The organism is Streptococcus pseudopneumoniae (assembly GCF_001074565.1).
Classification (GTDB): domain Bacteria; phylum Bacillota; class Bacilli; order Lactobacillales; family Streptococcaceae; genus Streptococcus; species Streptococcus pseudopneumoniae_J.
In genome coordinates this window covers 1-20,760 of record NZ_JUQX01000001.1, presented here as the reverse complement: position 1 = coordinate 20,760, position 20,760 = coordinate 1, and the positions used below count along the sequence as shown (strand labels likewise).

The following is a 20,760-nucleotide window of genomic DNA, read 5'->3' as shown; positions in this document are numbered from 1 at the left end:
AACCAAATGAAACGTATTGCTGTTTTAACCAGTGGTGGAGACGCCCCTGGTATGAATGCTGCCATCCGTGCGGTAGTTCGTCAAGCAATCTCAGAAGGAATGGAAGTATTTGGTATCTATGATGGATACGCAGGTATGGTTGCCGGTGAAATCTATCCACTTGATGCTGCTTCAGTAGGAGACATCATTTCACGTGGTGGTACTTTCCTTCACTCTGCTCGTTACCCTGAGTTTGCACAACTCGAAGGTCAACTTAAAGGGATTGAGCAATTGAAAAAACACGGTATCGAAGGTGTCGTAGTTATCGGTGGTGACGGTTCTTATCATGGAGCTATGCGCTTGACCGAGCATGGATTCCCTGCTATCGGTCTTCCAGGAACAATTGATAATGATATCGTTGGTACGGACTTCACAATCGGATTTGATACAGCAGTTACAACTGCTATGGATGCGATCGACAAGATTCGCGATACTTCATCAAGTCACCGTCGTACCTTTGTTATTGAGGTAATGGGACGCAATGCTGGTGACATCGCTCTCTGGGCAGGTATTGCTACAGGTGCTGATGAAATCATTATCCCTGAAGAAGGTTTCAAATTTGAAGATATCGTAGCAAGCATCAAAGCTGGTTATGAATGCGGTAAGAAACACAATATCATCGTTTTGGCTGAGGGGGTTATGTCTGCCGATGAATTCGGTAAGAAACTCAAGGAAGCAGGAGATACTAGCGACCTTCGTGTTACTGAACTTGGTCACATCCAACGTGGTGGTTCACCAACTGCTCGTGACCGTGTTTTAGCATCACGCTTAGGTGCGCACGCTGTTAAACTTCTTAAACAAGGAATCGGTGGTGTCGCTGTTGGTATCCGTAACGAGAAAATGGTTGAGAATCCAATTCTTGGAACAGCAGAAGAAGGAGCTTTGTTTAGCTTAACAGCTGATGGTAAGATCGTTGTTAACAACCCTCATAAAGCTGATCTTGAACTCTCTAACTTAAACAAGAGCTTGTCCTAATCAACTTTCATTAATTTGGTAACATGACCTTAAAAGGTCGAATTATATAAAGGAGTCACAAAAAATCATGAACAAACGTGTAAAAATCGTTGCAACCTTGGGTCCTGCGGTAGAAATCCGTGGTGGTAAAAAATTCGGTGATGACGGATACTGGGGAGAAAAACTTGACGTTGAAGCTTCAGCTAAAAATATCGCTCAGCTGATTGAAGCTGGAGCAAACACTTTCCGTTTCAACTTCTCTCACGGTGACCACCAAGAACAAGGTGAGCGTATGGCAACTGTTAAACTTGCTGAAAAACTTGCAGGTAAAAAAGTTGGTTTCCTTCTTGATACTAAAGGACCTGAAATCCGTACAGAATTGTTTGAAGGTGACGCAAAAGAGTACTCTTACAAAACTGGTGAAAAAATCCGTGTTGCAACCAAACAAGGAATCAAATCAACTCGCGATGTGATTGCTTTGAACGTTGCTGGCGCTCTTGATATCTATGATGACGTTGAAGTTGGTCACCAAGTTTTGGTTGACGATGGTAAACTTGGTCTTCGTGTTTTCGCTAAAGACGATGCAACCCGTGAATTTGAAGTTGTAGTTGAGAATGATGGCGTTGTTGCAAAACAAAAAGGTGTAAACATCCCTAACACTAAAATTCCTTTCCCAGCTCTTGCTGAACGTGATAACGACGATATCCGCTTCGGTCTTGAGCAAGGTATCAACTTCATCGCGATCTCATTTGTACGTACTGCTAAAGACGTGAATGAAGTTCGTGCAATCTGTGAAGAAACTGGAAACGGACATGTTCAATTGTTCGCGAAAATCGAAAACCAACAAGGTATCGATAACTTGGATGAGATCATCGAAGCTGCTGATGGTATCATGATCGCTCGTGGTGACATGGGTATCGAAGTACCATTCGAAATGGTTCCAGTTTACCAAAAAATGATCATTACTAAAGTGAATGCTGCTGGTAAAGTTGTTATCACTGCAACAAACATGCTTGAAACAATGACTGAGAAACCACGTGCAACTCGTTCAGAAGTATCAGACGTATTCAATGCTGTTATCGACGGAACTGACGCAACAATGCTTTCAGGAGAGTCTGCAAACGGTAAATACCCACTTGAATCAGTAACAACAATGGCTACAATCGACAAGAACGCTCAAACTCTTCTTAATGAATATGGTCGTTTGAACTCAGATTCATTCGAGCGTAACTCTAAGACAGAAGTTATGGCTTCAGCTGTTAAAGATGCTACTAACTCAATGAACATCAAATTGGTTGTTACCCTTACTAAGACTGGTCACACAGCACGTTTGATTTCTAAATACCGTCCAAATGCTGACATTTTGGCAATCACTTTCGATGAATTGACTGAACGTGGATTGATGTTGAACTGGGGTGTTATTCCAGTAACAACTGAACGTCCTTCAAATACTGACGATATGTTTGATCTTGCTGAAAAGATTGCAGTTGAACAAGGCTTGGTTGAATCTGGCGACGATATCGTTATCGTTGCAGGTGTGCCACTTGGAGAAGCTGCTCGTACAAACACAATGCGTATCCGTACAGTACGCTAATCCAACACAAAAACCTATCATTTCAGGCTAGAAAGCTTGAGTGATAGGTCTTTTTTTATCAAAATGAGATGGTATTTAGTAAATAGGAATGGGAAAAAACTGAAAATTATGGTATAATAGAACGAAAAGACCTTTTTAGTAAATTTTGAAAGAGTAAAACATGAGAAAAATTGTCATCAATGGTGGACGTCCATTGCAAGGTGAGATCACCATTAGTGGTGCTAAAAATAGTGTTGTAGCCCTTATTCCAGCTATTATCTTATCAGATGATATTGTCACTTTAGATTGTGTTCCAGATATTTCAGACGTTGCTAGTCTTGTCGAAATTATGGAGATCATGGGGGCATCAGTTAAGCGTTATGACGATGTCTTGGAGATTGATCCAAGAGGCGTTCAAAACATTCCTATGCCTTACGGCAAGATCAATAGCCTTCGTGCATCTTATTATTTCTATGGAAGTCTGTTAGGTCGCTTTGGTGAAGCTACAGTTGGACTTCCTGGTGGATGTGATTTGGGACCTCGTCCGATTGACCTTCACTTAAAAGCTTTTGAAGCCATGGGAGCTAAGGTGAGCTATGAGGGAGACAATATGAATTTGTCTGCTCAGGGTAAGGGACTTCACGGCGCAAGTATCTATATGGATACTGTCAGCGTTGGTGCAACGATTAACACCATGATTGCTGCGGTCAAAGCAAAGGGACGTACTGTCATTGAAAACGCGGCCCGTGAACCAGAAATCATTGATGTGGCTACCCTTTTGAACAACATGGGAGCCCACATTCGTGGTGCCGGGACTGATATTATCATTATTGATGGTGTTGAGACACTACATGGGACTCGTCACCAAGTCATTCCAGACCGTATTGAAGCTGGGACTTATATTTCACTTGCTGCTGCGGTTGGTAAAGGAATTCGTATTAACAACGTTCTTTATGAGCATCTTGAAGGCTTTATCGCCAAACTCGAGGAAATGGGTGTTCGTATGACGGTCTCTGAAGATAGTATCTTCGTTGAAGAGCAGTCAAACTTGAAGGCAATCAATATTAAAACTGCTCCTTATCCTGGTTTTGCAACTGATTTGCAACAGCCTATCACGCCACTTTTATTAACAGCTCAAGGCCGTGGGACGATTATTGATACCATTTATGAAAAACGTGTCAACCATGTCTTTGAGTTAGCAAAAATGGATGCGGATATTACGACTACGAATGATCACATTATCTATAAAGGTGGTCGTACCTTGCATGGAGCAAGTGTCAAAGCTACAGATTTGCGAGCAGGTGCCGCTCTTGTGATTGCTGGATTGATGGCTCAAGGCCAGACCGAAATTACAAATATCGAGTTTATCCTTCGTGGCTACTCAGATATTATTGAAAAATTACGTAGTCTTGGAGCAGATATTACACTCGTCGAAGACTAAAACCATTGAGGTGATTATGAATATTTGGACCAAATTAGCAATGTTTTCTTTCTTTGAAACGGAGCGCTTGTATTTGCGTCCTTTCTTTTTTAGTGACAGTAAAGCCTTTTATGAGATTGCTTCTGATCCAGAAAATCTGCAATTTATTTTTCCCAGCCAAGCAAGTTTAGAGGAGAGTCAATATGCTCTTGCCAACTATTTCATGAAGGCTCCTCTAGGTGTTTGGGCAATTTGTCTCCAAGGAAATCAGGAAATGATTGGCTCTATTAAATTTGAAAAAATTGATGAAATCAAAAAAGAAGCAGAAATCGGTTATTTCTTAAAAAAAGATGCTTGGTCGCAAGGTTTTATGACAGAGACTGTTAGCAAACTCTGTCAACTTTCCTTTGAAGAATTTGGTTTAAAACAATTATCCATCATCACTCATCTGGAGAATCAAGCTAGCCAAAAAGTAGCCTTAAAATCGGGATTTAGTCTCTTCCGACAGTTTAAGGGGAGCGATCGCTATACACGAAAAATGAGGGACTATCTTGAATTTCGTTACGTAAAAGGAGATTTCAATGAGTAAACACCAGGAAATTTTGTCTTATCTGGAAGAGTTACCAATTGGGAAGAGAGTTAGTGTTCGTAGTATTTCAAATCACCTTGGTGTTAGTGATGGAACAGCCTATCGGGCTATCAAAGAAGCTGAAAATCGGGGAATTGTTGAGACTCGCCCCCGCAGTGGAACCATACGTGTCAAGTCAAAGAAAGTAGCTATCGAACGGCTAACCTATGCAGAAATCGCAGAAGTGACTAGCTCTGAAGTTTTAGCTGGTCAGGAAGGGTTAGAGAGAGAATTTAGTAAATTTTCTATTGGCGCCATGACTGAGCAGAATATCCTCTCTTATCTCCATGATGGAGGCCTTTTGATTGTAGGTGACCGTACTCGTATTCAACTTTTAGCATTAGAAAATGAAAATGCAGTCCTTGTGACTGGAGGTTTCCATGTCCAAGATGATGTATTGACTCTAGCCAATAAAAAAGGTATCCCAGTTCTGAGAAGTAAGCATGATACTTTTACAGTCGCAACCATGATTAACAAAGCTCTCTCAAATGTTCAAATCAAAACAGACATTTTAACAGTCGAAAAGCTCTATCGTCCGAGTCATGAGTATGGCTTTTTGAGAGAGACGGATACAGTCAAAGACTATCTAGACTTGGTACGTAAAAACAGAAGTAGCCGTTTTCCAGTTATTAACCAACATCAAGTGGTTGTTGGGGTTGTTACCATGCGTGATGCGGGAGATAAGTCACCCAGCACAACGATTGACAAGGTGATGACGCGGAGCATCTTCGTAACAGGTTTAGCGACGAATATTGCCAATGTCAGTCAACGAATGATAGCCGAAGACTTTGAGATGGTTCCCGTTGTTCGAAGTAACCAGACTCTACTTGGGGTCGTAACACGAAGAGATGTCATGGAAAAAATGAGCCGTTCTCAAGTATCAGCCTTGCCAACTTTTTCAGAGCAAATCGGGCAGAAACTATTTTATCATCACGATGAAGTAGTCATTACTGTTGAGCCGTTCATGTTGGAGAAAAATGGTGTACTTGCTAATGGTGTCTTGGCTGAAATCCTTAATCACATGACCCAAGACCTTGTTGTCAATAGCGGGCGCAATCTTATCATAGAGCAGATGTTGATTTATTTCTTGCAGGCTGTTCAGATTGATGATACTCTGCGAATTCAGGCTCGCATTATTCATCACACAAGGCGCTCGGCTATTATTGATTATGATATTTATCATGGTCATCAGATTGTATCAAAAGCAAATGTTACAGTGAAAATCAATTAGAATCTAGGAGAAAAAATGATAACTTTAAAATCAGCACGTGAAATCGAAGCCATGGACAAGGCTGGTGATTTCCTAGCTAGTATCCACATCGGCTTACGTGATTTGATTAAGCCTGGCGTGGATATGTGGGAAGTAGAAGAATATGTTCGTCGCCGTTGTAAAGAGGAAAATTTCCTTCCTTTACAGATTGGCGTGGATGGTGCAGTCATGGATTACCCCTATGCAACTTGTTGCTCTCTCAACGACGAAGTAGCTCACGCTTTTCCACGTCATTACATCTTGAAAGATGGCGACTTGCTCAAGGTTGACATGGTACTCGGAGGTCCGATTGCCAAATCCGACCTCAATGTGTCTAAACTCAACTTTAATAATGTTGAGCAAATGAAAAAATACACCCAAAGTTATACTGGCGGTCTAGCTGACTCATGTTGGGCTTATGCGGTCGGTACACCGTCTGAAGAAGTGAAAAACCTGATGGATGTGACTAAGGAAGCTATGTACAAAGGGATTGAGCAAGCAGTCGTTGGAAACCGTATTGGCGATATTGGTGCTGTAATTCAAGAATATGCTGAAAGTCGTGGTTATGGTGTAGTGCGTGATTTGGTTGGTCACGGAGTTGGTCCAACTATGCACGAGGAGCCAATGGTCCCTAACTATGGTGTCGCTGGTCGTGGTCTCCGTCTCCGTGAAGGAATGGTCCTGACCATTGAACCCATGATCAATACTGGGGATTGGGAAATTGATACAGATATGAAAACTGGCTGGGCTCATAAAACCATCGATGGTGGCCTATCTTGTCAATATGAACACCAGTTTGTGATTACAAAAGACGGTCCAGTTATCTTGACTAGTCAAGGTGAAGAAGGAACGTATTAAAATGAAAGGGGCTTAGCTCCTTTTTTTGTGTCAAATTTAGTCAAAATAAATAAGCGTAGCAAAGTTGTCACAAATTTTTTCTTTTGTAGTAAAATAAGATTAGAATTTTTTGAAAGTAGGTAATTCATTGGAATCTATTATATTTTTAGTATCGGTTTTTTTAGCCGGCATTCTGTCTTTCTTTTCACCCTGCATCTTCCCTTTGCTACCAGTCTATGCTGGTATTTTACTGGATGATCAGGGAAATTCGAAAAGCTTTCGATTTTTCGGAAGAGACGTTGCATGGTCGGGCTTAATTCGGACCTTGTGCTTTATTGCTGGGATCTCCCTCATTTTCTTTATTTTGGGATTTGGAGCTGGATTCCTAGGGCATATGCTCTATGCTGACTGGTTTCGTTATGTTATGGGAGCAGTCATTATCCTCTTGGGCCTTCACCAGATGGAAATCTTACATTTCAATAAACTAGAAGTGCAAAAGACAGTCACCTTCAAACAATCCAAGTCGAATCACTATCTGTCAGCCTTTTTGCTTGGGATAACCTTTAGTTTTGGTTGGACTCCTTGTATCGGACCGGTTTTAAGTTCGGTCTTGGCTCTTGCAGCTTCAGGAGGCAATGGTGCTTGGCAAGGAGCAGTGTTAACATTAGTATACACATTGGGAATGGCCATTCCTTTCATTATTTTGGCCCTGGCTTCGGGTTGGATCATGCCCTATTTTAGTAAATTAAAACCCCATATGATTCTACTAAAGAAAATCGGGGGTGCTTTAATTATTTTGATGGGATTGTTATTAATGCTAGGGCAGTTAAATGCCTTGTCAGGAATTCTTGGATAAAGGGAGAAAAAGATGAAAAAAGTTATTTTTGCTGGATTGAGCCTCATGTCTCTATTCTTGTTGATTGCCTGTGGCGAAAAAGAAACCAAACAAACGGAAAGTCCCAAACAGCCTGCTGTACAACAAATCGCAGTAGGAAAGGATGCACCAGACTTCACCCTGCAGTCTATGGATGGCAAAGAAGTCAAGTTATCAGACTATAAGGGCAAAAAAGTCTATTTGAAATTCTGGGCCTCTTGGTGTGGTCCTTGTCGAAAGAGTATGCCCGAGTTGATGGAATTAGCTGCAAAACAAGATCGAGACTTTGAAATACTAAGTGTCGTTGCACCAGGACTACAAGGTGAAAAAACAGTTGAAGAGTTTCCAAAATGGTACCAAGAACAAGACTACAAGGATATACCAGTTCTATATGATACCAAGGCAACTACCTTCCAAGCCTACCAAATTCGTAGTATTCCAACAGAATACTTGATTGATAGTCAAGGAAAAATTGGAAAAATCCAATTTGGTGCTATTAGTAATGCTGACGCAGAAGCAGCTTTTAAAGAGATGAAATAAATTAAAGAATACGAAAAAATCGCGAAGAATCGCGATTTTTTTATAATTTTTCATTGATAAAGCGGATGAATTGGTTCCACCAAACTTTTAAGAAGAAGGCTTTTTCAACTTTCTTTGCAGAAACCATTTCAAAAGATGGTTTATCAGAAGTGAGGTAGCCTTGTCCGATCAAATCTTGGTCATCATAAGTTAGAGTACCGACAACCTTTCCTTCTTCCAAAGGAGCAGTTTCTGATGTTGATTTTGGTGTGAATTGAAGAGCTGGTGTAGTACCGCTTCCGATGCGTTGGACGATGGAAATGTCTGACTTAGCGATAGCTGTCACATTATCTTCTTTACCATCCAGAACTGTTACTTTACTATCATTGTATGCTTCACCTTTCTGAACGACGGTTTTTAAGGCAAAGTTTGCAGAAATATAATCTAAAAGTGCAGAAGTTGCGGTAAAACGCGCATAAGGGTTGGTATCTTGTTGATCGGCATTTAAAACAACTGTAATGATACGCATTCCTTTTTCGACAGTGGTTCCAACGAAAGAAGCTCCTGCCTTATCAGTTGTTCCTGTCTTTAAACCGTCAATTCCTCCTCGGTAGGCTGGCATCCCCTCCAACATAGAGTTAGTTGAGTGGATTTCAAGCCCAGCAAAAGTAGAGGATGCTTTTTTGGTAATTTCTAAAACCTGCGGAAAATCTCGGATGAGGTTACGAGCAACGATGGCAACATCGTAAGCACTAAGTTTATTTTCTTCGTCTTTCTTAGAACCTGGATAGATGTTATCTCCAAGAGTCTCGTTGTTTAATCCAGTTGTGTTTACAATAGTTGCATCCTGGATTCCCCATTCCAAAAGTTTCGCCCTCATTTTGTCAACGAAGTCTTTCTCAGAACCGGCAATTTTTTCTGCTAGCGCAATTGCAGCACTGTTTGCACTGGATACCATTGTAGCCTCTAATAGTTGTTCAACAGTATAGTTTCGAGCTTCCATAGGGACGTTACTTGCTTCTGAATTGGTGGTGAGCTGGTATGGATAGTCTAAAATATCAACAGGGGTTGATAGGCTGATGGTTCCTTGTTCCAAGGCCTCATAAACCAAATAGACAGTAACAAGTTTTGTGATAGAAGCTATCTCGACAGGCTGACTCGCATCTTTTTCATAAAGAATTTTTCCTGTTGTTGCTTCAACTGCAATAGCGTGCTTTGCAGCAACATCAAAACTTTGGGCTGAAACAGTAGAGATCGTACCAAAAGTAAGAAGTGTTAGTAAGGATATAATTATTTTTTTCATATTAGCTTTATTTTATCATAAAGGGAAAAAATATTCTTGCTTTTATGCTGAAGCCTTCGTATCTTTTTTTAGAAATATGGTAAAATAGATAGAAGGAGGATAGTTATGTTCCGTAGAAACAAATTATTTTTTTGGACAGCCGAAATCTTACTATTAACCATTATTTTTTATCTTTGGAGAGAGATGGGGGCCATCATTACTCCCTTTGTCACAGTTATCAATACGATTATGATCCCATTCTTATTGGGGGGATTTTTCTACTATCTGACAAATCCAATCGTAACCTTCTTGGAGAAAAGATGTAAGATCAATCGTTTGATTGGTGTTTTGGTTACTCTTTGTGCCTTGATTGGAGCCATCGTGGTTGGTGTAGTTTATCTCTTACCTATTTTGATCAACCAGCTGACAAGTTTGATTATCTCTAGCCAAAATATCTACAGCAGACTGCAGGATTTGGTTATTGATTTATCGATGAATCCTATTTTCCAAAATATTGATATCCAAAAAACCATTCAACAGTTAAATCTATCCTATGTCGATATTCTCCAAAATATCCTTAATAGCGTTAGCAATAGCTTAGGAAGTGTCCTTTCTGCTTTATTTAGTACGATCCTCATTCTAATTATGACTCCTGTCTTCTTGATCTATTTCCTACTGGATGGCAACAAATTTCTTCCGATGTTGGAACGAACAGTTCTCAAACATGACAAGCTGAACTTAACCAGTCTCTTGAAAAATTTGAACGCTACTGTAGCGCGTTATATCAGTGGAATTGCGATTGATGCTGTCATAATTGGATGTTTGGCTTATGTTGGTTACAGTGTTATTGGCTTGAAGTACGCCTTAGTCTTTGCTATTTTTTCTGGCATTGCCAATCTAATTCCATATGTTGGTCCAAGTATTGGTTTGATTCCGATGATTATTGCAAATGTATTCACCGATCCTCAACGGATGTTAATTGCAGTTGTCTATATGCTGATTATTCAACAGGTTGATGGCAATATTCTCTACCCTCGTATCGTTGGAGGGGTTATGAAAGTTCATCCAATCACCATTTTAGTCCTTCTCTTACTATCAAGTAATATCTACGGTGTGATTGGCATGGTAGTAGCAGTACCTAGCTATTCTATCTTAAAAGAAATTACTAAGTTCTTTGCGAAATTGTATGAAAATCATAAGGAAGCCAAAGAACAAGAAATAACAGAATCAGTTTAAAAATCAGGGAAACCTGGTTTTTTACTTATATAAATAAGCTTTAAAACTAAAATATCATAGAAAAGAGGATCTTGATAAGAAGCGTAAGAAAGGGATCCCATAAGATTTAGATTAATTAACAAAATATGTGTAAAACACTTGCAATTTAGCTGAAATTTGATAAAATAGTAAGGAAAGTTAGACTGTATTGCCTACTGTCTATCTATAAAATATATTTTATTGGAGGCTTTTACTCAAATGGCAAAAGAAAAATACGATCGTAGTAAACCACACGTTAACATTGGTACTATCGGACACGTTGACCACGGGAAAACTACTTTGACTGCAGCTATCACAACTGTATTGGCACGTCGCTTGCCTTCAGCAGTTAACCAACCTAAAGACTATGCGTCTATCGATGCTGCTCCAGAAGAACGCGAACGCGGTATCACTATCAATACTGCGCACGTTGAGTACGAAACTGAAAAACGTCACTACGCTCACATCGACGCTCCAGGACACGCGGACTACGTTAAAAACATGATCACTGGTGCCGCTCAAATGGACGGAGCTATCCTTGTAGTAGCTTCAACTGACGGACCAATGCCACAAACTCGTGAACACATCCTTCTTTCACGTCAGGTTGGTGTTAAACACCTTATCGTCTTCATGAACAAGATCGACTTGGTTGACGACGAAGAATTGCTTGAATTGGTTGAAATGGAAATCCGTGACCTTCTTTCAGAATACGACTTCCCAGGTGACGATCTTCCAGTTATCCAAGGTTCAGCTCTTAAAGCCCTTGAAGGTGACTCTAAATACGAAGACATCATCATGGAATTGATGAACACTGTTGACGAGTACATTCCAGAACCAGAACGTGACACTGACAAACCATTGCTTCTTCCAGTCGAGGACGTATTCTCAATCACTGGACGTGGTACAGTTGCTTCAGGACGTATCGACCGTGGTACTGTTCGTGTCAACGATGAAATTGAAATCGTTGGTATCAAAGAAGAAACTTCAAAAGCAGTTGTTACTGGTGTTGAAATGTTCCGTAAACAACTTGACGAAGGTCTTGCTGGAGATAACGTAGGTGTCCTTCTTCGTGGTGTTCAACGTGACGAAATCGAACGTGGACAAGTTATCGCTAAACCAGGTTCAATCAACCCACACACTAAATTCAAAGGTGAAGTCTACATCCTTACTAAAGAAGAAGGTGGACGTCACACTCCATTCTTCAACAACTACCGCCCACAATTCTACTTCCGTACTACTGACGTTACAGGTTCAATCGAACTTCCAGCAGGTACTGAAATGGTAATGCCTGGTGATAACGTGACTATCGACGTTGAGTTGATCCACCCAATCGCCGTAGAACAAGGTACTACATTCTCTATCCGTGAGGGTGGACGTACTGTTGGTTCAGGTATGGTTACAGAAATCGAAGCTTAATTCGATTTAGTTCCCAGAAGAACAATTATTTAAGTCAGACACTAAAAGAATCTTGCTTTGCAAGGTTCTTTTTTTCATTCAAATGATCTTAGAAGGCCTTCTAGTATAGCGATATGATAGATTTTTTGGTATAATAAAGGTTATGGAAATCGAAAAAACCAATCGCATGAATGCGCTTTTTGAATTTTATGCTGCGCTTTTGACAGATAAGCAGATGAATTATATTGAACTCTACTATGCAGATGATTACAGTCTTGCGGAGATTGCTGAAGAGTTCGGTGTTAGTCGCCAAGCTGTTTATGACAATATCAAGCGGACAGAAAAGATTCTGGAAGACTATGAGATGAAATTACATATGTATTCAGACTACATTGTTCGCAGTCAGATTCTTGACCATATATTGGAGCGTTATCCCAAGGATAACTTTCTGCAGGAGCAGATAGAAATTTTAACAAGCATTGATAATAGAGAATAAGAGGAAGAAAAATGGCATTTGAAAGTTTAACAGAACGTTTGCAGAACGTCTTTAAAAATCTACGTAAAAAAGGAAAAATTTCTGAGGCTGATGTCCAAGAAGCAACCAAGGAAATCCGTTTAGCTTTGCTGGAAGCCGACGTTGCTTTGCCTGTTGTAAAGGACTTTATCAAGAAGGTTCGTGAGCGTGCAGTCGGACACGAGGTCATTGATACCCTTAATCCAGCACAACAGATTATCAAAATCGTTGATGAGGAATTGACAGCTGTTTTAGGATCTGATACGGCTGAAATTATCAAGTCACCTAAGATTCCTACCATTATCATGATGGTCGGTTTGCAAGGGGCTGGTAAAACAACCTTTGCTGGTAAGCTGGCTAACAAACTCAAGAAGGAAGATAATGCACGTCCTTTGATGATTGCGGCGGATATTTACCGCCCAGCTGCCATCGACCAGTTGAAGACACTTGGACAACAGATTGATGTTCCTGTTTTCGCTCTTGGAACAGAAGTTCCGGCCGTTGAAATTGTTCGTCAAGGATTGGAACAAGCGCAAGCCAACCATAATGATTACGTCTTGATTGATACGGCAGGTCGTTTGCAGATTGATGAGCTCTTGATGAATGAGCTTCGTGATGTTAAGGCTTTGGCTCAACCAAATGAAATCCTGCTCGTCATTGATGCCATGATTGGTCAGGAAGCGGCCAATGTCGCCCGTGAGTTTAATGCTCAGTTGGAAGTGACTGGGGTCATCCTTACCAAGATTGATGGAGATACTCGTGGTGGTGCGGCTCTATCTGTTCGTCACATCACTGGAAAACCAATCAAGTTCACTGGTACGGGTGAAAAGATTACAGATATTGAAACCTTCCACCCAGACCGTATGTCTAGCCGTATCCTTGGTATGGGGGATATGCTTACTCTTATTGAGAAAGCTTCTCAGGAATACGATGAGCAAAAAGCCCTTGAAATGGCTGAGAAGATGCGTGAAAACACCTTTGATTTCAATGATTTCATTGATCAATTAGATCAGGTGCAAAACATGGGGCCGATGGAAGACTTGCTCAAGATGATTCCAGGGATGGCTAATAATCCAGCTCTTCAAAATATGAAGGTGGATGAGCGCCAAATTGCGCGTAAACGTGCCATCGTATCTTCGATGACTCCTGAGGAGCGTGAAAATCCTGATTTGTTAAATCCAAGTCGTCGCCGTCGTATCGCTGCAGGTTCTGGAAATACCTTTGTCGAAGTCAATAAATTCATCAAGGACTTTAATCAGGCCAAACAGCTCATGCAAGGTGTCATGTCAGGTGATATGAACAAGATGATGAAGCAGATGGGAATCAATCCCAATAACCTTCCAAAAAATATGCCAAATATGGGAGGAATGGATATGTCTGCCCTCGAAGACATGATGGGACAAGGTGGAATGCCGGATATGTCAGGTCTCGGAGGCGCAGGCATGCCAGATATGAGCCAGATGTTTGGTGGCGGACTCAAAGGTAAAATCGGTGAATTTGCCATGAAACAGTCTATGAAACGTATGGCCAACAAAATGAAAAAAGCGAAGAAAAAACGTAAATAAAAAGGGAAGCAGAAGTGCTTTCCTTTTTTATATAAAATATGTACTTTCTATGATTAGGCAATTTTCTTAATCGAAAAATTACTAAATAGAAAGAGTGATTTCAAATCCTTGCATCCATTCGGATTTTACTGTGATTTCGATTTTTAAAGTATCTGCTAATTGTTTGACCAGATAGAGTCCCATGCCTGTTGATTTTTTCCTTGTCTCTCCTGAATCACCTGTAAAGCCTTTTTCAAAGATATGAGGGAGGTCGCAAGCTTTAACTCCGCAGCCATTATCCCTAATAATCAGACTTGTGCGTCCCTTGTCTCTTGACATAGAAATATTGAGTTCGGGCTTGTCAGAGCTGTATTTAAGAGCGTTGGCTAGGATTTGAGAGAGGATAAATTCAAAACTGCGTTGATCGGTGTAGCAGATTCCTTGTATGTTTTCTAACTTAATCGTAAAATTTTTTTCTTTGAGCAAGGGATCAAAGTTCTCCAAAAGATCCTGGATACAATCTTCTAGGTCAAGGTCTTCAAATAGAAAATCATTTTTCTCACTTTTCACTCTGTAGTAGAATAGGATCTGTGACACATTTCCTTGGATTTGATTTTTCACATAGTCCAATTTAAAAGCAGTATCCCGAGGTAGTTGGTCACTTTGATTGTCTAAAAGGAGGGAAAGAAGCGATAAAGGAAGTTTGATTTCATGAGCCCATTTTTCAACATAGTCCTCATACTCGGCTAGTAATGAGTTGAGTTTTCCTATTTCAGCCTGCTTTTGATAAAGTGTATCTGCCATTTTTTCAATGCTTTCTTTCTCTGAGGCACTTGATAAATGCAATAATTCAAGCTCCGTATCGATCTTGGGATTGGATATGAAGGCTTTATAGGCAGCGGATTTTTTTCTCTTTTTTCTTATCAGTAGGAATGATAGGATGAAAAAAAGCAGGACGGTGGCTAAAATATAGAGAAGGATGAGGGCTTGAAACATTCTCACATCTGAAAGCCAAAGCAGGACAGCTGTAAATAGATCAAATACCAAAAGAACAAGTAACCAGGGCAGGTAAGTAGTCAGATAGTTTAGATTATGTTTCATCTGGGCCTACCTCTTCTAACTTGTAACCAATACCTCTGACGGACTTGACTTTAAGTGCAATACCAGCCTGTTTCATCACCTTTTTGAGTCTTGCAATATTTACTTGAAGGGCATTTTCATCTATAAACTCAGTTGTATTCCACAGTTTCATGCTTAGTTCTTCTTTTGTGACGACAGAATCAGTTGCCGCTAATAAGGTTTCTAGCAATTTCCCTTGATTTTGGGGGAGTAAAATCGAATGTCCGTTGATATAAAGGGTATAGGTATTTCTATCCAGCAGGAAATTATCTTTTTCAAGCAAATTTTGTCTACCTTCATAGCGTTTCAAGATGTTTTCTATACGAGCCAAAAATCTTTCTTTCTTGAAAGGTTTTGTTAAGTACTCGTCAGCCCCTAATTTTAGGGCGTAGATCTCATCTTTTAGTTGTTCACGGGAAGTGAGAACCAATATGGGCACAGAGCGTTTTGACTTGAGATTTTTACAAATTTGAAAACCTGTTTCTCCCGGCAAATTCAAATCCAGTATGATTAGATCCGTATCGTATTGCAACACTTGCTGGGTTGTATCTTTGAAGTCAGTCAACTTATCAACTTGATAACCCGCTTTCTCTAACAAGATGACAATTTCATCTCGAATCAAGGCTTCATCTTCAATTACCAGAATATGCTTCATATCGGTTCCTCCTTTTCCTATTTTATTCTACCTTATTCATCTCTTTTTGGTTCCATTAAGGACAACAAGTACTTGTTGCTATTTTTCTTTACAATTTTTATATAGATGACTTCAAAGCCAGCTAAGAGCAGTACTATCAGCATGGCTGTGATAAATTTTTGCCCCATAACCATTCTTGCGCTAGCGGGTACTATTCCTGTGAGGAGGGAGCCCACTCCGAAGCTACTACTGAGAAGTGCAATGGCTATTGGCAGACCGAAATACCAGTTGATTTGTTTTTCTGAAGATTTACAAAGAGTTTCGTAGTTAGCTCCAAGATGGATCAAGGTTTGATATCGTCTGTAGGATTGTCTCTGCCCCATCAAAAACTGAACGCCAATGATTGTATTTGCAACGACAAGGAAAATGATTGCCAGATAAATAGTAATATAGCTAGCAGAGATAATGTAAAATAATTGGCGCCCCATATTTTGTATATAGCTTTCATAGCCAAGAGAGGTTTGATTCAGCTTTTCATTTGTATCTGAGATAGCTTTCATCAGACCTTTTTCCTTGATTAGCTCAGGAGCCAAGATACCGCTGACATAGTTTGAGTAGCGACCGTCTGTATAGTTCACAAAGACTTCATCTGGGACTATGAGGGCAACAGAGAGGGTGATTTCACGATCCGTTACGATTGGTAAAGACTGTACCTCTCCAATCAATTTTACATCATTTCCCATGACTTTGATTTGAGGCTTTGTCTTCAGAACAGAGTTGACAAGACTTTCATCCGGCAGGAAATCTTTCCCCATATACAAGTAGGCTTCCTTGCTAGTTAATTCTAGAGGAGGGAGATTGGCAGCCTTTCTAAGTTCATTGTATTCGGAAACTGGCATGAGGTGGGAAGTAGTAGACTGTTTAAATTTACGGAGCAAAATTTCCTTGTTCTTGCTGTCTTTTTGCTTTTTCAACTCCTTGATGACCTCTTCGAAGGACACGGACTCGTGTTCTTTCGGTTTGCCGACTTTGATTTGCAGAATCTTTGAAAACTGTGATGCTAGTCCAGCAGCTTCAAGCTCTTTTTTTACTGTATTTACATCAAGATTTTCATCTGTTTCCTGCTTGCTATCTCTAAATGTATAATCCAAAACGTGGGTTTGGTTGCCTGAATTGCCACTTGCAATGGCCACACCTGCTCCAAAGAGGCACAAGGCAGAAAAGATTAAGAGGGAGCAGATAGCCAGTATAGTTGAGCGCTGGATAACTAATTCCTGAATCTGTCTAAAATTATAGGCATGAAGTTTTCGATTTTTTCCAAGCTTGACCAAAAAGTCTATAAATAAACGCATGCCAAAGAAGAGTAGGATGGTTCCCAGAGTCCCCAAGAGAACAGTGATGCCCATGGTTATGACACTCTTCCAAGCTCGTCCACTCATACCCATGTAATAGGCTGTTCCTAGAAGCAAAATTCCGAGGACTGAAGCAAGAAGGTACACACCCTTGGGGAGTAGTTTCTTCATTCCAGAGGGTGAATAGGCAAGCAGGTTTCCGATTTCCTTATTGGCTGTTTTTGCACTTAAAAGGACAAAAACAGCTAATTTTACGGCTAGGAAGCCGATGACTGTATAGAGTAGAGCTGTAGTAGATAGAGAAAATTGATGCTCAATAATCCCTAGTCCCACAATTTTAGCGGTTATTAGGCTGATTAGTTCTGAAATCAAGATTGAAATTGGAAGACCTACTCCAAGGGCAAGGACACTGTTTCTCAAATCCTCAAGGAGGACTAGCAAGAACAGTTTGGTTCTTCGCATTCCCAGTGTGAGATAGACACCAAATTCATGTTTTCTCCTTTCCATCTGCATACTGCTTGCGAAGTAGACTAGAAAAAAGAGAATAAAGAGCGTTGCTACGTAAAGAATAGGAATCATGCTAAAGAGTTTATTTACAGCGTCACTTTCTATTTGTTTTAGAAAGATCATCACATCTTGATGGGACAAAGAAAGGATGATGTAAAAGGAGATAATAGAAAGAACCATGGAACTGAAGTACAAGCCATTATTTTTTCGATCTCTCTTGCTATTTCTTGAAACTAATTTAGAAAACATTGCCATCACCTCCAGCCAGTGCAGCCATGACCTTTAATATTCTGTGGTAAAAATCTTCTTGACTTTCTCTTGGATAATCGCGTCGGATTTCATGGAATAGTTTTCCGTCTTGGATAAACAAGATGCGGTTGCAAAAGCTGGCTACAACTGAATCGTGGGTCACCATGAGAATGGTGGTTTCTTCAACTTGATTCATTTCGGATAATTTTTGCATTAAAATAGTTGCATTTTTTGAATCCAAAGCCCCTGTGGGCTCATCCGCAAATACAATCTTAGGGTCTAAAATCAAGGCGCGCGCAGCAGCTACCCTTTGCCGTTGACCACCCGATAATTGAGATGGGAACTTATCCAGAAGTTCAGAAATATCCAGATATTGGGAAAGCAATTCTAATCGAACCTTGCTTTCGTTGGCATCGACCTTGTGCAAAGACAAGGGAAGTAAAATATTTTCTTTGGCTGTCAGATTGTCCAAAAGCTCAAAATTTTGAAAGAGGTAACCAATTTCCTTACCACGATAATCAGCTAACTGACTACCTTTTAATTGACCTAAATCCTTTTCTTGCATTTGAATGGAACCGTCAGTTGGTTTGATGATAGTGGCGAGACAGTTAAGAAGGGTTGTTTTCCCAGATCCACTGCTTCCCATAATTCCTAAGAACTCACCTTTTACAACTTGAAAAGATATGCCGTTCAAGGCTTTTGTGATATTCGGCTCTTTTCCATAATGCTTTTTTAATGATTCTACTCGTAAAATGGTTTCCATGTGAAACACCTCCATCTTTTGTTACTTTCATTATAGTATGAATCAGAGTAGAATAACACTTACGGATGATGTAAGAAATCTTTGTCGTTGACTTTTATAGTCAGATTATTGAACTATACTTACTATATTATAGCATGCTTTCAGGGATTTAAAAAGAGAAGTAGGGGGGGAGGGATTCCTACAACCTTGAAACCATCGAATTTCAAAATTGAAAAAAAGTCCTAGAAGTCAACATTTCTAGGGCTTTTTAAAATCATTAACTTTATTCCCACTCACTAAAAGTCAGATATTGACTATTTAGGATAGTTGATTTAATAGTGATTGATAATACAATCAATGAGTACTATTTGATATTATTTGAGTCTTTTGTTGTTAAATTGTTGTTATTTTTTTGCCAAGGCCATTTAAAACTTTTTTGTGATTTTCTGAATTTATCAAATGCTATTATCTCATCTGCAAATGTTTTAGATTCAGTAAGCAAAGCATCTAAAATGCTTTCTTCATCTTTGTCAAGTTTGTTTTTGATAGTTAGTCTATTTTTGACTGCTAGTGTATTTGTGGACTCATCTAACAATTCAAGAACTATTGTAGCTTTTAAATCATAAATCTCTTGTTCACTAAAGTTCTTCAAATTGCTTAAGTCATATTTAGATATATCAAATATAATCCTGTCTCCAAAATTGACTTGTCTTCCCAATAGTTCATCAGTGGAAGTATCTAGTATTTTTGATAGTTTTACTATATTTTCGAGAGTGGGTTCAGTCCGACCGTTTTCCCACTTGGCATAGGCGCTCTGCCCAATATCTAAGAGTTTAGACATTTGTTCTTGGGTATATCCTTTATTTTTTCGTTTTTCTTTTAATCTGTTTGGAAAATCTAACATATAAATACCTACTTTCAAAAAAATTCCAAATAAGACTATTTTTTTGTTGACAATTAGTCTTATTTGGACTAAAATATAATTAGTCTTATTAAGACTAATTATATCAAACTATACTATGTTTGGCAAGAATTGGGGGTAACTGTCTATGATTGTATAAAAAAGTCTTTGAAGAAAAATCTTCAAAGGCTCAATAAAATAAATCTATCTAAATTATATCATATATACAGAAAAGAGGAAAGGAGATGCCGAATAAGAATTATTACGAATATAAAGACATCATGGAAGCTACTGGCAAGTCCTACAGCGCTGTTAAGAAATGGCGGATAAGTATTGAACGCTTGTCAGGTTACGAGTTTAAGAAAGTCAAAATAAAGGTCACACGTAAGCACGTAAAAGACCATTATCAATTTACTGAAGAAGAATTTGAAAAGTTTATCAAACTTTCTAAGCGAATTGATGAAACAAAAAACATGACTGAAGCTGTAACTGCTGTATGGGGCGATCTAAAAAGTGCTGAAGAAAGGGCACTTAAACAAGACGTGGCTGAGTTAAAAAAATTTCAAGAAAATCAAAAAATAAAGAATAAAGATGTGAATTTTAAACTGATTTCATTAGAAATGGATTTAAAAACATTAAAAAAGCTAGAAGAACGACTTGAAGCCTTGGAAGAAAAACAGGCAAAAGGGTTCTTCTCAAAATTGAAAAAATAGAAAAGGAAATATAAAAAATGGCAAACAAAAAAATTAAACTAACATCACCGCTTTCACTTAAAGAAGTAGCTCTTGAAAGCTCTCAATTTGATATTCCTAAGAAAATTCAAGTAGATTTTTCCAAAGCTCGACCAAGTAAGAAGTTCAAAGACGGTAAACAGACGGACATTTTGAGCCATTATATTTTAGAGGGAATTGATGAGCGAACCGCTAAAGCCGTAAATGATGGGTTAATTGATCAAGAGGACGTTAAGTCCATCAAGATTGAAGTTCATGGCAGTTTCGAGGAAATTGAAGAAACCATTGAGTTTGGTGGATCTCTATTCGTTGAGTTGCTAGATGTGCAGGTCAAAGCGGACTGGGTTGAGGGTAGAAATGCAGGATATAAAGCCGTCAAACTAGTAGCCTCTGGGCTAAAACTTGTTATGTAGGTCTAAAATTTCTGTATATGATGGGAGCTG

20 protein-coding genes are annotated in these 20,760 nt (G+C 39.4%); 14 read left to right on the top strand and 6 right to left on the bottom strand.

The genetic code is table 11. The annotated features are described in order from the left end of the window. The first annotated feature begins 6 nt into the window (after window positions 1-6). From pfkA to sdbB, 8 genes are all read left to right on the top strand, one after another. The gene (gene pfkA, locus ADI74_RS00100; RefSeq protein WP_049536235.1) at window positions 7-1,014 is read left to right on the top strand and encodes a 6-phosphofructokinase; all 1,008 of its coding nucleotides are present in this window, start codon (window positions 7-9) and stop codon (window positions 1,012-1,014) included. A 67-nt stretch (window positions 1,015-1,081) separates the two neighbouring features. Beyond that, the gene (pyk, locus tag ADI74_RS00095) at window positions 1,082-2,587 is read left to right on the top strand and encodes a pyruvate kinase (protein ID WP_049536232.1); all 1,506 of its coding nucleotides are present in this window, start codon (window positions 1,082-1,084) and stop codon (window positions 2,585-2,587) included. A 160-nt stretch (window positions 2,588-2,747) separates the two neighbouring features. Then, entirely contained in the window at window positions 2,748-4,007 is a 1,260-nt protein-coding gene (locus ADI74_RS00090; protein ID WP_049536231.1) for a UDP-N-acetylglucosamine 1-carboxyvinyltransferase, read from the top strand. Window positions 4,008-4,023: 16 nt separating this feature from the next. Then, entirely contained in the window at window positions 4,024-4,575 is a 552-nt protein-coding gene (locus tag ADI74_RS00085; protein ID WP_049536229.1) for a GNAT family N-acetyltransferase, read from the top strand. Continuing rightward, window positions 4,568-5,845: a CBS-HotDog domain-containing transcription factor SpxR gene (spxR, locus tag ADI74_RS00080; RefSeq protein ID WP_049536227.1), complete on the top strand. Its 1,278-nt coding sequence runs from the start codon at window positions 4,568-4,570 to the stop codon at window positions 5,843-5,845. Before ADI74_RS00085 ends, spxR begins: the two co-directional genes overlap by 8 nt. 15 nt (window positions 5,846-5,860) lie before the next feature. Then, window positions 5,861-6,721, top strand: coding sequence for a methionyl aminopeptidase (locus tag ADI74_RS00075; protein ID WP_049536226.1), 861 nt, complete (start codon window positions 5,861-5,863; stop codon window positions 6,719-6,721). A 127-nt stretch (window positions 6,722-6,848) separates the two neighbouring features. After that, a complete protein-coding gene (ccdA2, locus tag ADI74_RS00070) occupies window positions 6,849-7,556 on the top strand; it encodes a thiol-disulfide oxidoreductase-associated membrane protein CcdA2 (RefSeq protein ID WP_049536225.1) in 708 nt (235 codons plus the stop codon). A 12-nt stretch (window positions 7,557-7,568) separates the two neighbouring features. Further along, window positions 7,569-8,114, top strand: coding sequence for a thiol-disulfide oxidoreductase-associated lipoprotein SdbB (gene sdbB / locus ADI74_RS00065; RefSeq protein ID WP_049536223.1), 546 nt, complete (start codon window positions 7,569-7,571; stop codon window positions 8,112-8,114). 40 nt (window positions 8,115-8,154) lie between these two features. On the opposite strand, the gene pbp3 is transcribed toward sdbB, so the two are convergent. Then, complete coding sequence (pbp3, locus tag ADI74_RS00060; RefSeq protein ID WP_049536222.1) at window positions 8,155-9,396, bottom strand: D-alanyl-D-alanine carboxypeptidase PBP3; 1,242 nt, start codon at window positions 9,394-9,396, stop codon at window positions 8,155-8,157. A gap of 105 nt (window positions 9,397-9,501) precedes the next feature. On the opposite strand from pbp3, the gene ADI74_RS00055 reads away from it, so the two are divergent. The 4 genes from ADI74_RS00055 (at window position 9,502) to ffh (ending at window position 14,103) form a co-directional block, all read left to right on the top strand. Beyond that, a complete protein-coding gene (locus ADI74_RS00055; RefSeq protein WP_049536220.1) occupies window positions 9,502-10,611 on the top strand; it encodes an AI-2E family transporter in 1,110 nt (369 codons plus the stop codon). Between the two features lie 237 nt (window positions 10,612-10,848). Further along, window positions 10,849-12,045, top strand: coding sequence for an elongation factor Tu (tuf, locus tag ADI74_RS00050; RefSeq protein ID WP_004253262.1), 1,197 nt, complete (start codon window positions 10,849-10,851; stop codon window positions 12,043-12,045). 142 nt (window positions 12,046-12,187) lie between these two features. After that, a complete protein-coding gene (locus ADI74_RS00045) occupies window positions 12,188-12,520 on the top strand; it encodes a putative DNA-binding protein (protein ID WP_049536218.1) in 333 nt (110 codons plus the stop codon). An 11-nt stretch (window positions 12,521-12,531) separates the two neighbouring features. Continuing rightward, complete coding sequence (gene ffh, locus ADI74_RS00040) at window positions 12,532-14,103, top strand: signal recognition particle protein (RefSeq protein WP_049536216.1); 1,572 nt, start codon at window positions 12,532-12,534, stop codon at window positions 14,101-14,103. 81 nt (window positions 14,104-14,184) lie between these two features. Here the strand turns inward: ffh and ADI74_RS00035 are convergent, their stop codons facing one another. From ADI74_RS00035 to ADI74_RS00015, 5 genes are all read right to left on the bottom strand, one after another. Beyond that, window positions 14,185-15,183, bottom strand: coding sequence for a sensor histidine kinase (locus ADI74_RS00035; protein ID WP_049536215.1), 999 nt, complete (start codon window positions 15,181-15,183; stop codon window positions 14,185-14,187). Further along, a complete protein-coding gene (locus ADI74_RS00030; RefSeq protein WP_049536213.1) occupies window positions 15,173-15,856 on the bottom strand; it encodes a response regulator transcription factor in 684 nt (227 codons plus the stop codon). Before ADI74_RS00030 ends, ADI74_RS00035 begins: the two co-directional genes overlap by 11 nt. A 32-nt stretch (window positions 15,857-15,888) precedes the next feature. After that, complete coding sequence (locus ADI74_RS00025; protein ID WP_049536212.1) at window positions 15,889-17,943, bottom strand: FtsX-like permease family protein; 2,055 nt, start codon at window positions 17,941-17,943, stop codon at window positions 15,889-15,891. Next, window positions 17,933-18,706, bottom strand: a complete 774-nt coding sequence (locus ADI74_RS00020; RefSeq protein ID WP_049536211.1) for an ABC transporter ATP-binding protein — start codon at window positions 18,704-18,706, stop codon at window positions 17,933-17,935. The genes ADI74_RS00025 and ADI74_RS00020 overlap by 11 nt, the downstream gene beginning before the upstream one ends. 343 nt (window positions 18,707-19,049) lie before the next feature. After that, window positions 19,050-19,589 carry a helix-turn-helix domain-containing protein gene (locus tag ADI74_RS00015; protein ID WP_049536210.1) on the bottom strand — a complete coding sequence of 180 codons (540 nt, stop codon included), beginning with the start codon at window positions 19,587-19,589 and terminating at the stop codon, window positions 19,050-19,052. A 242-nt stretch (window positions 19,590-19,831) separates the two neighbouring features. On the opposite strand from ADI74_RS00015, the gene ADI74_RS00010 reads away from it, so the two are divergent. Together ADI74_RS00010 and ADI74_RS00005 are read left to right on the top strand one after the other, a co-directional pair. Continuing rightward, window positions 19,832-20,299 (top strand): hypothetical protein, encoded by a 468-nt coding sequence (locus tag ADI74_RS00010; protein ID WP_049536208.1) that lies wholly within the window; start codon window positions 19,832-19,834, stop codon window positions 20,297-20,299. 17 nt (window positions 20,300-20,316) lie between these two features. Continuing rightward, on the top strand, window positions 20,317-20,730 hold the full coding sequence (locus ADI74_RS00005) for a hypothetical protein (RefSeq protein WP_049536207.1): 414 nt from the start codon (window positions 20,317-20,319) through the stop codon (window positions 20,728-20,730). Window positions 20,731-20,760 lie beyond the last annotated feature (30 nt).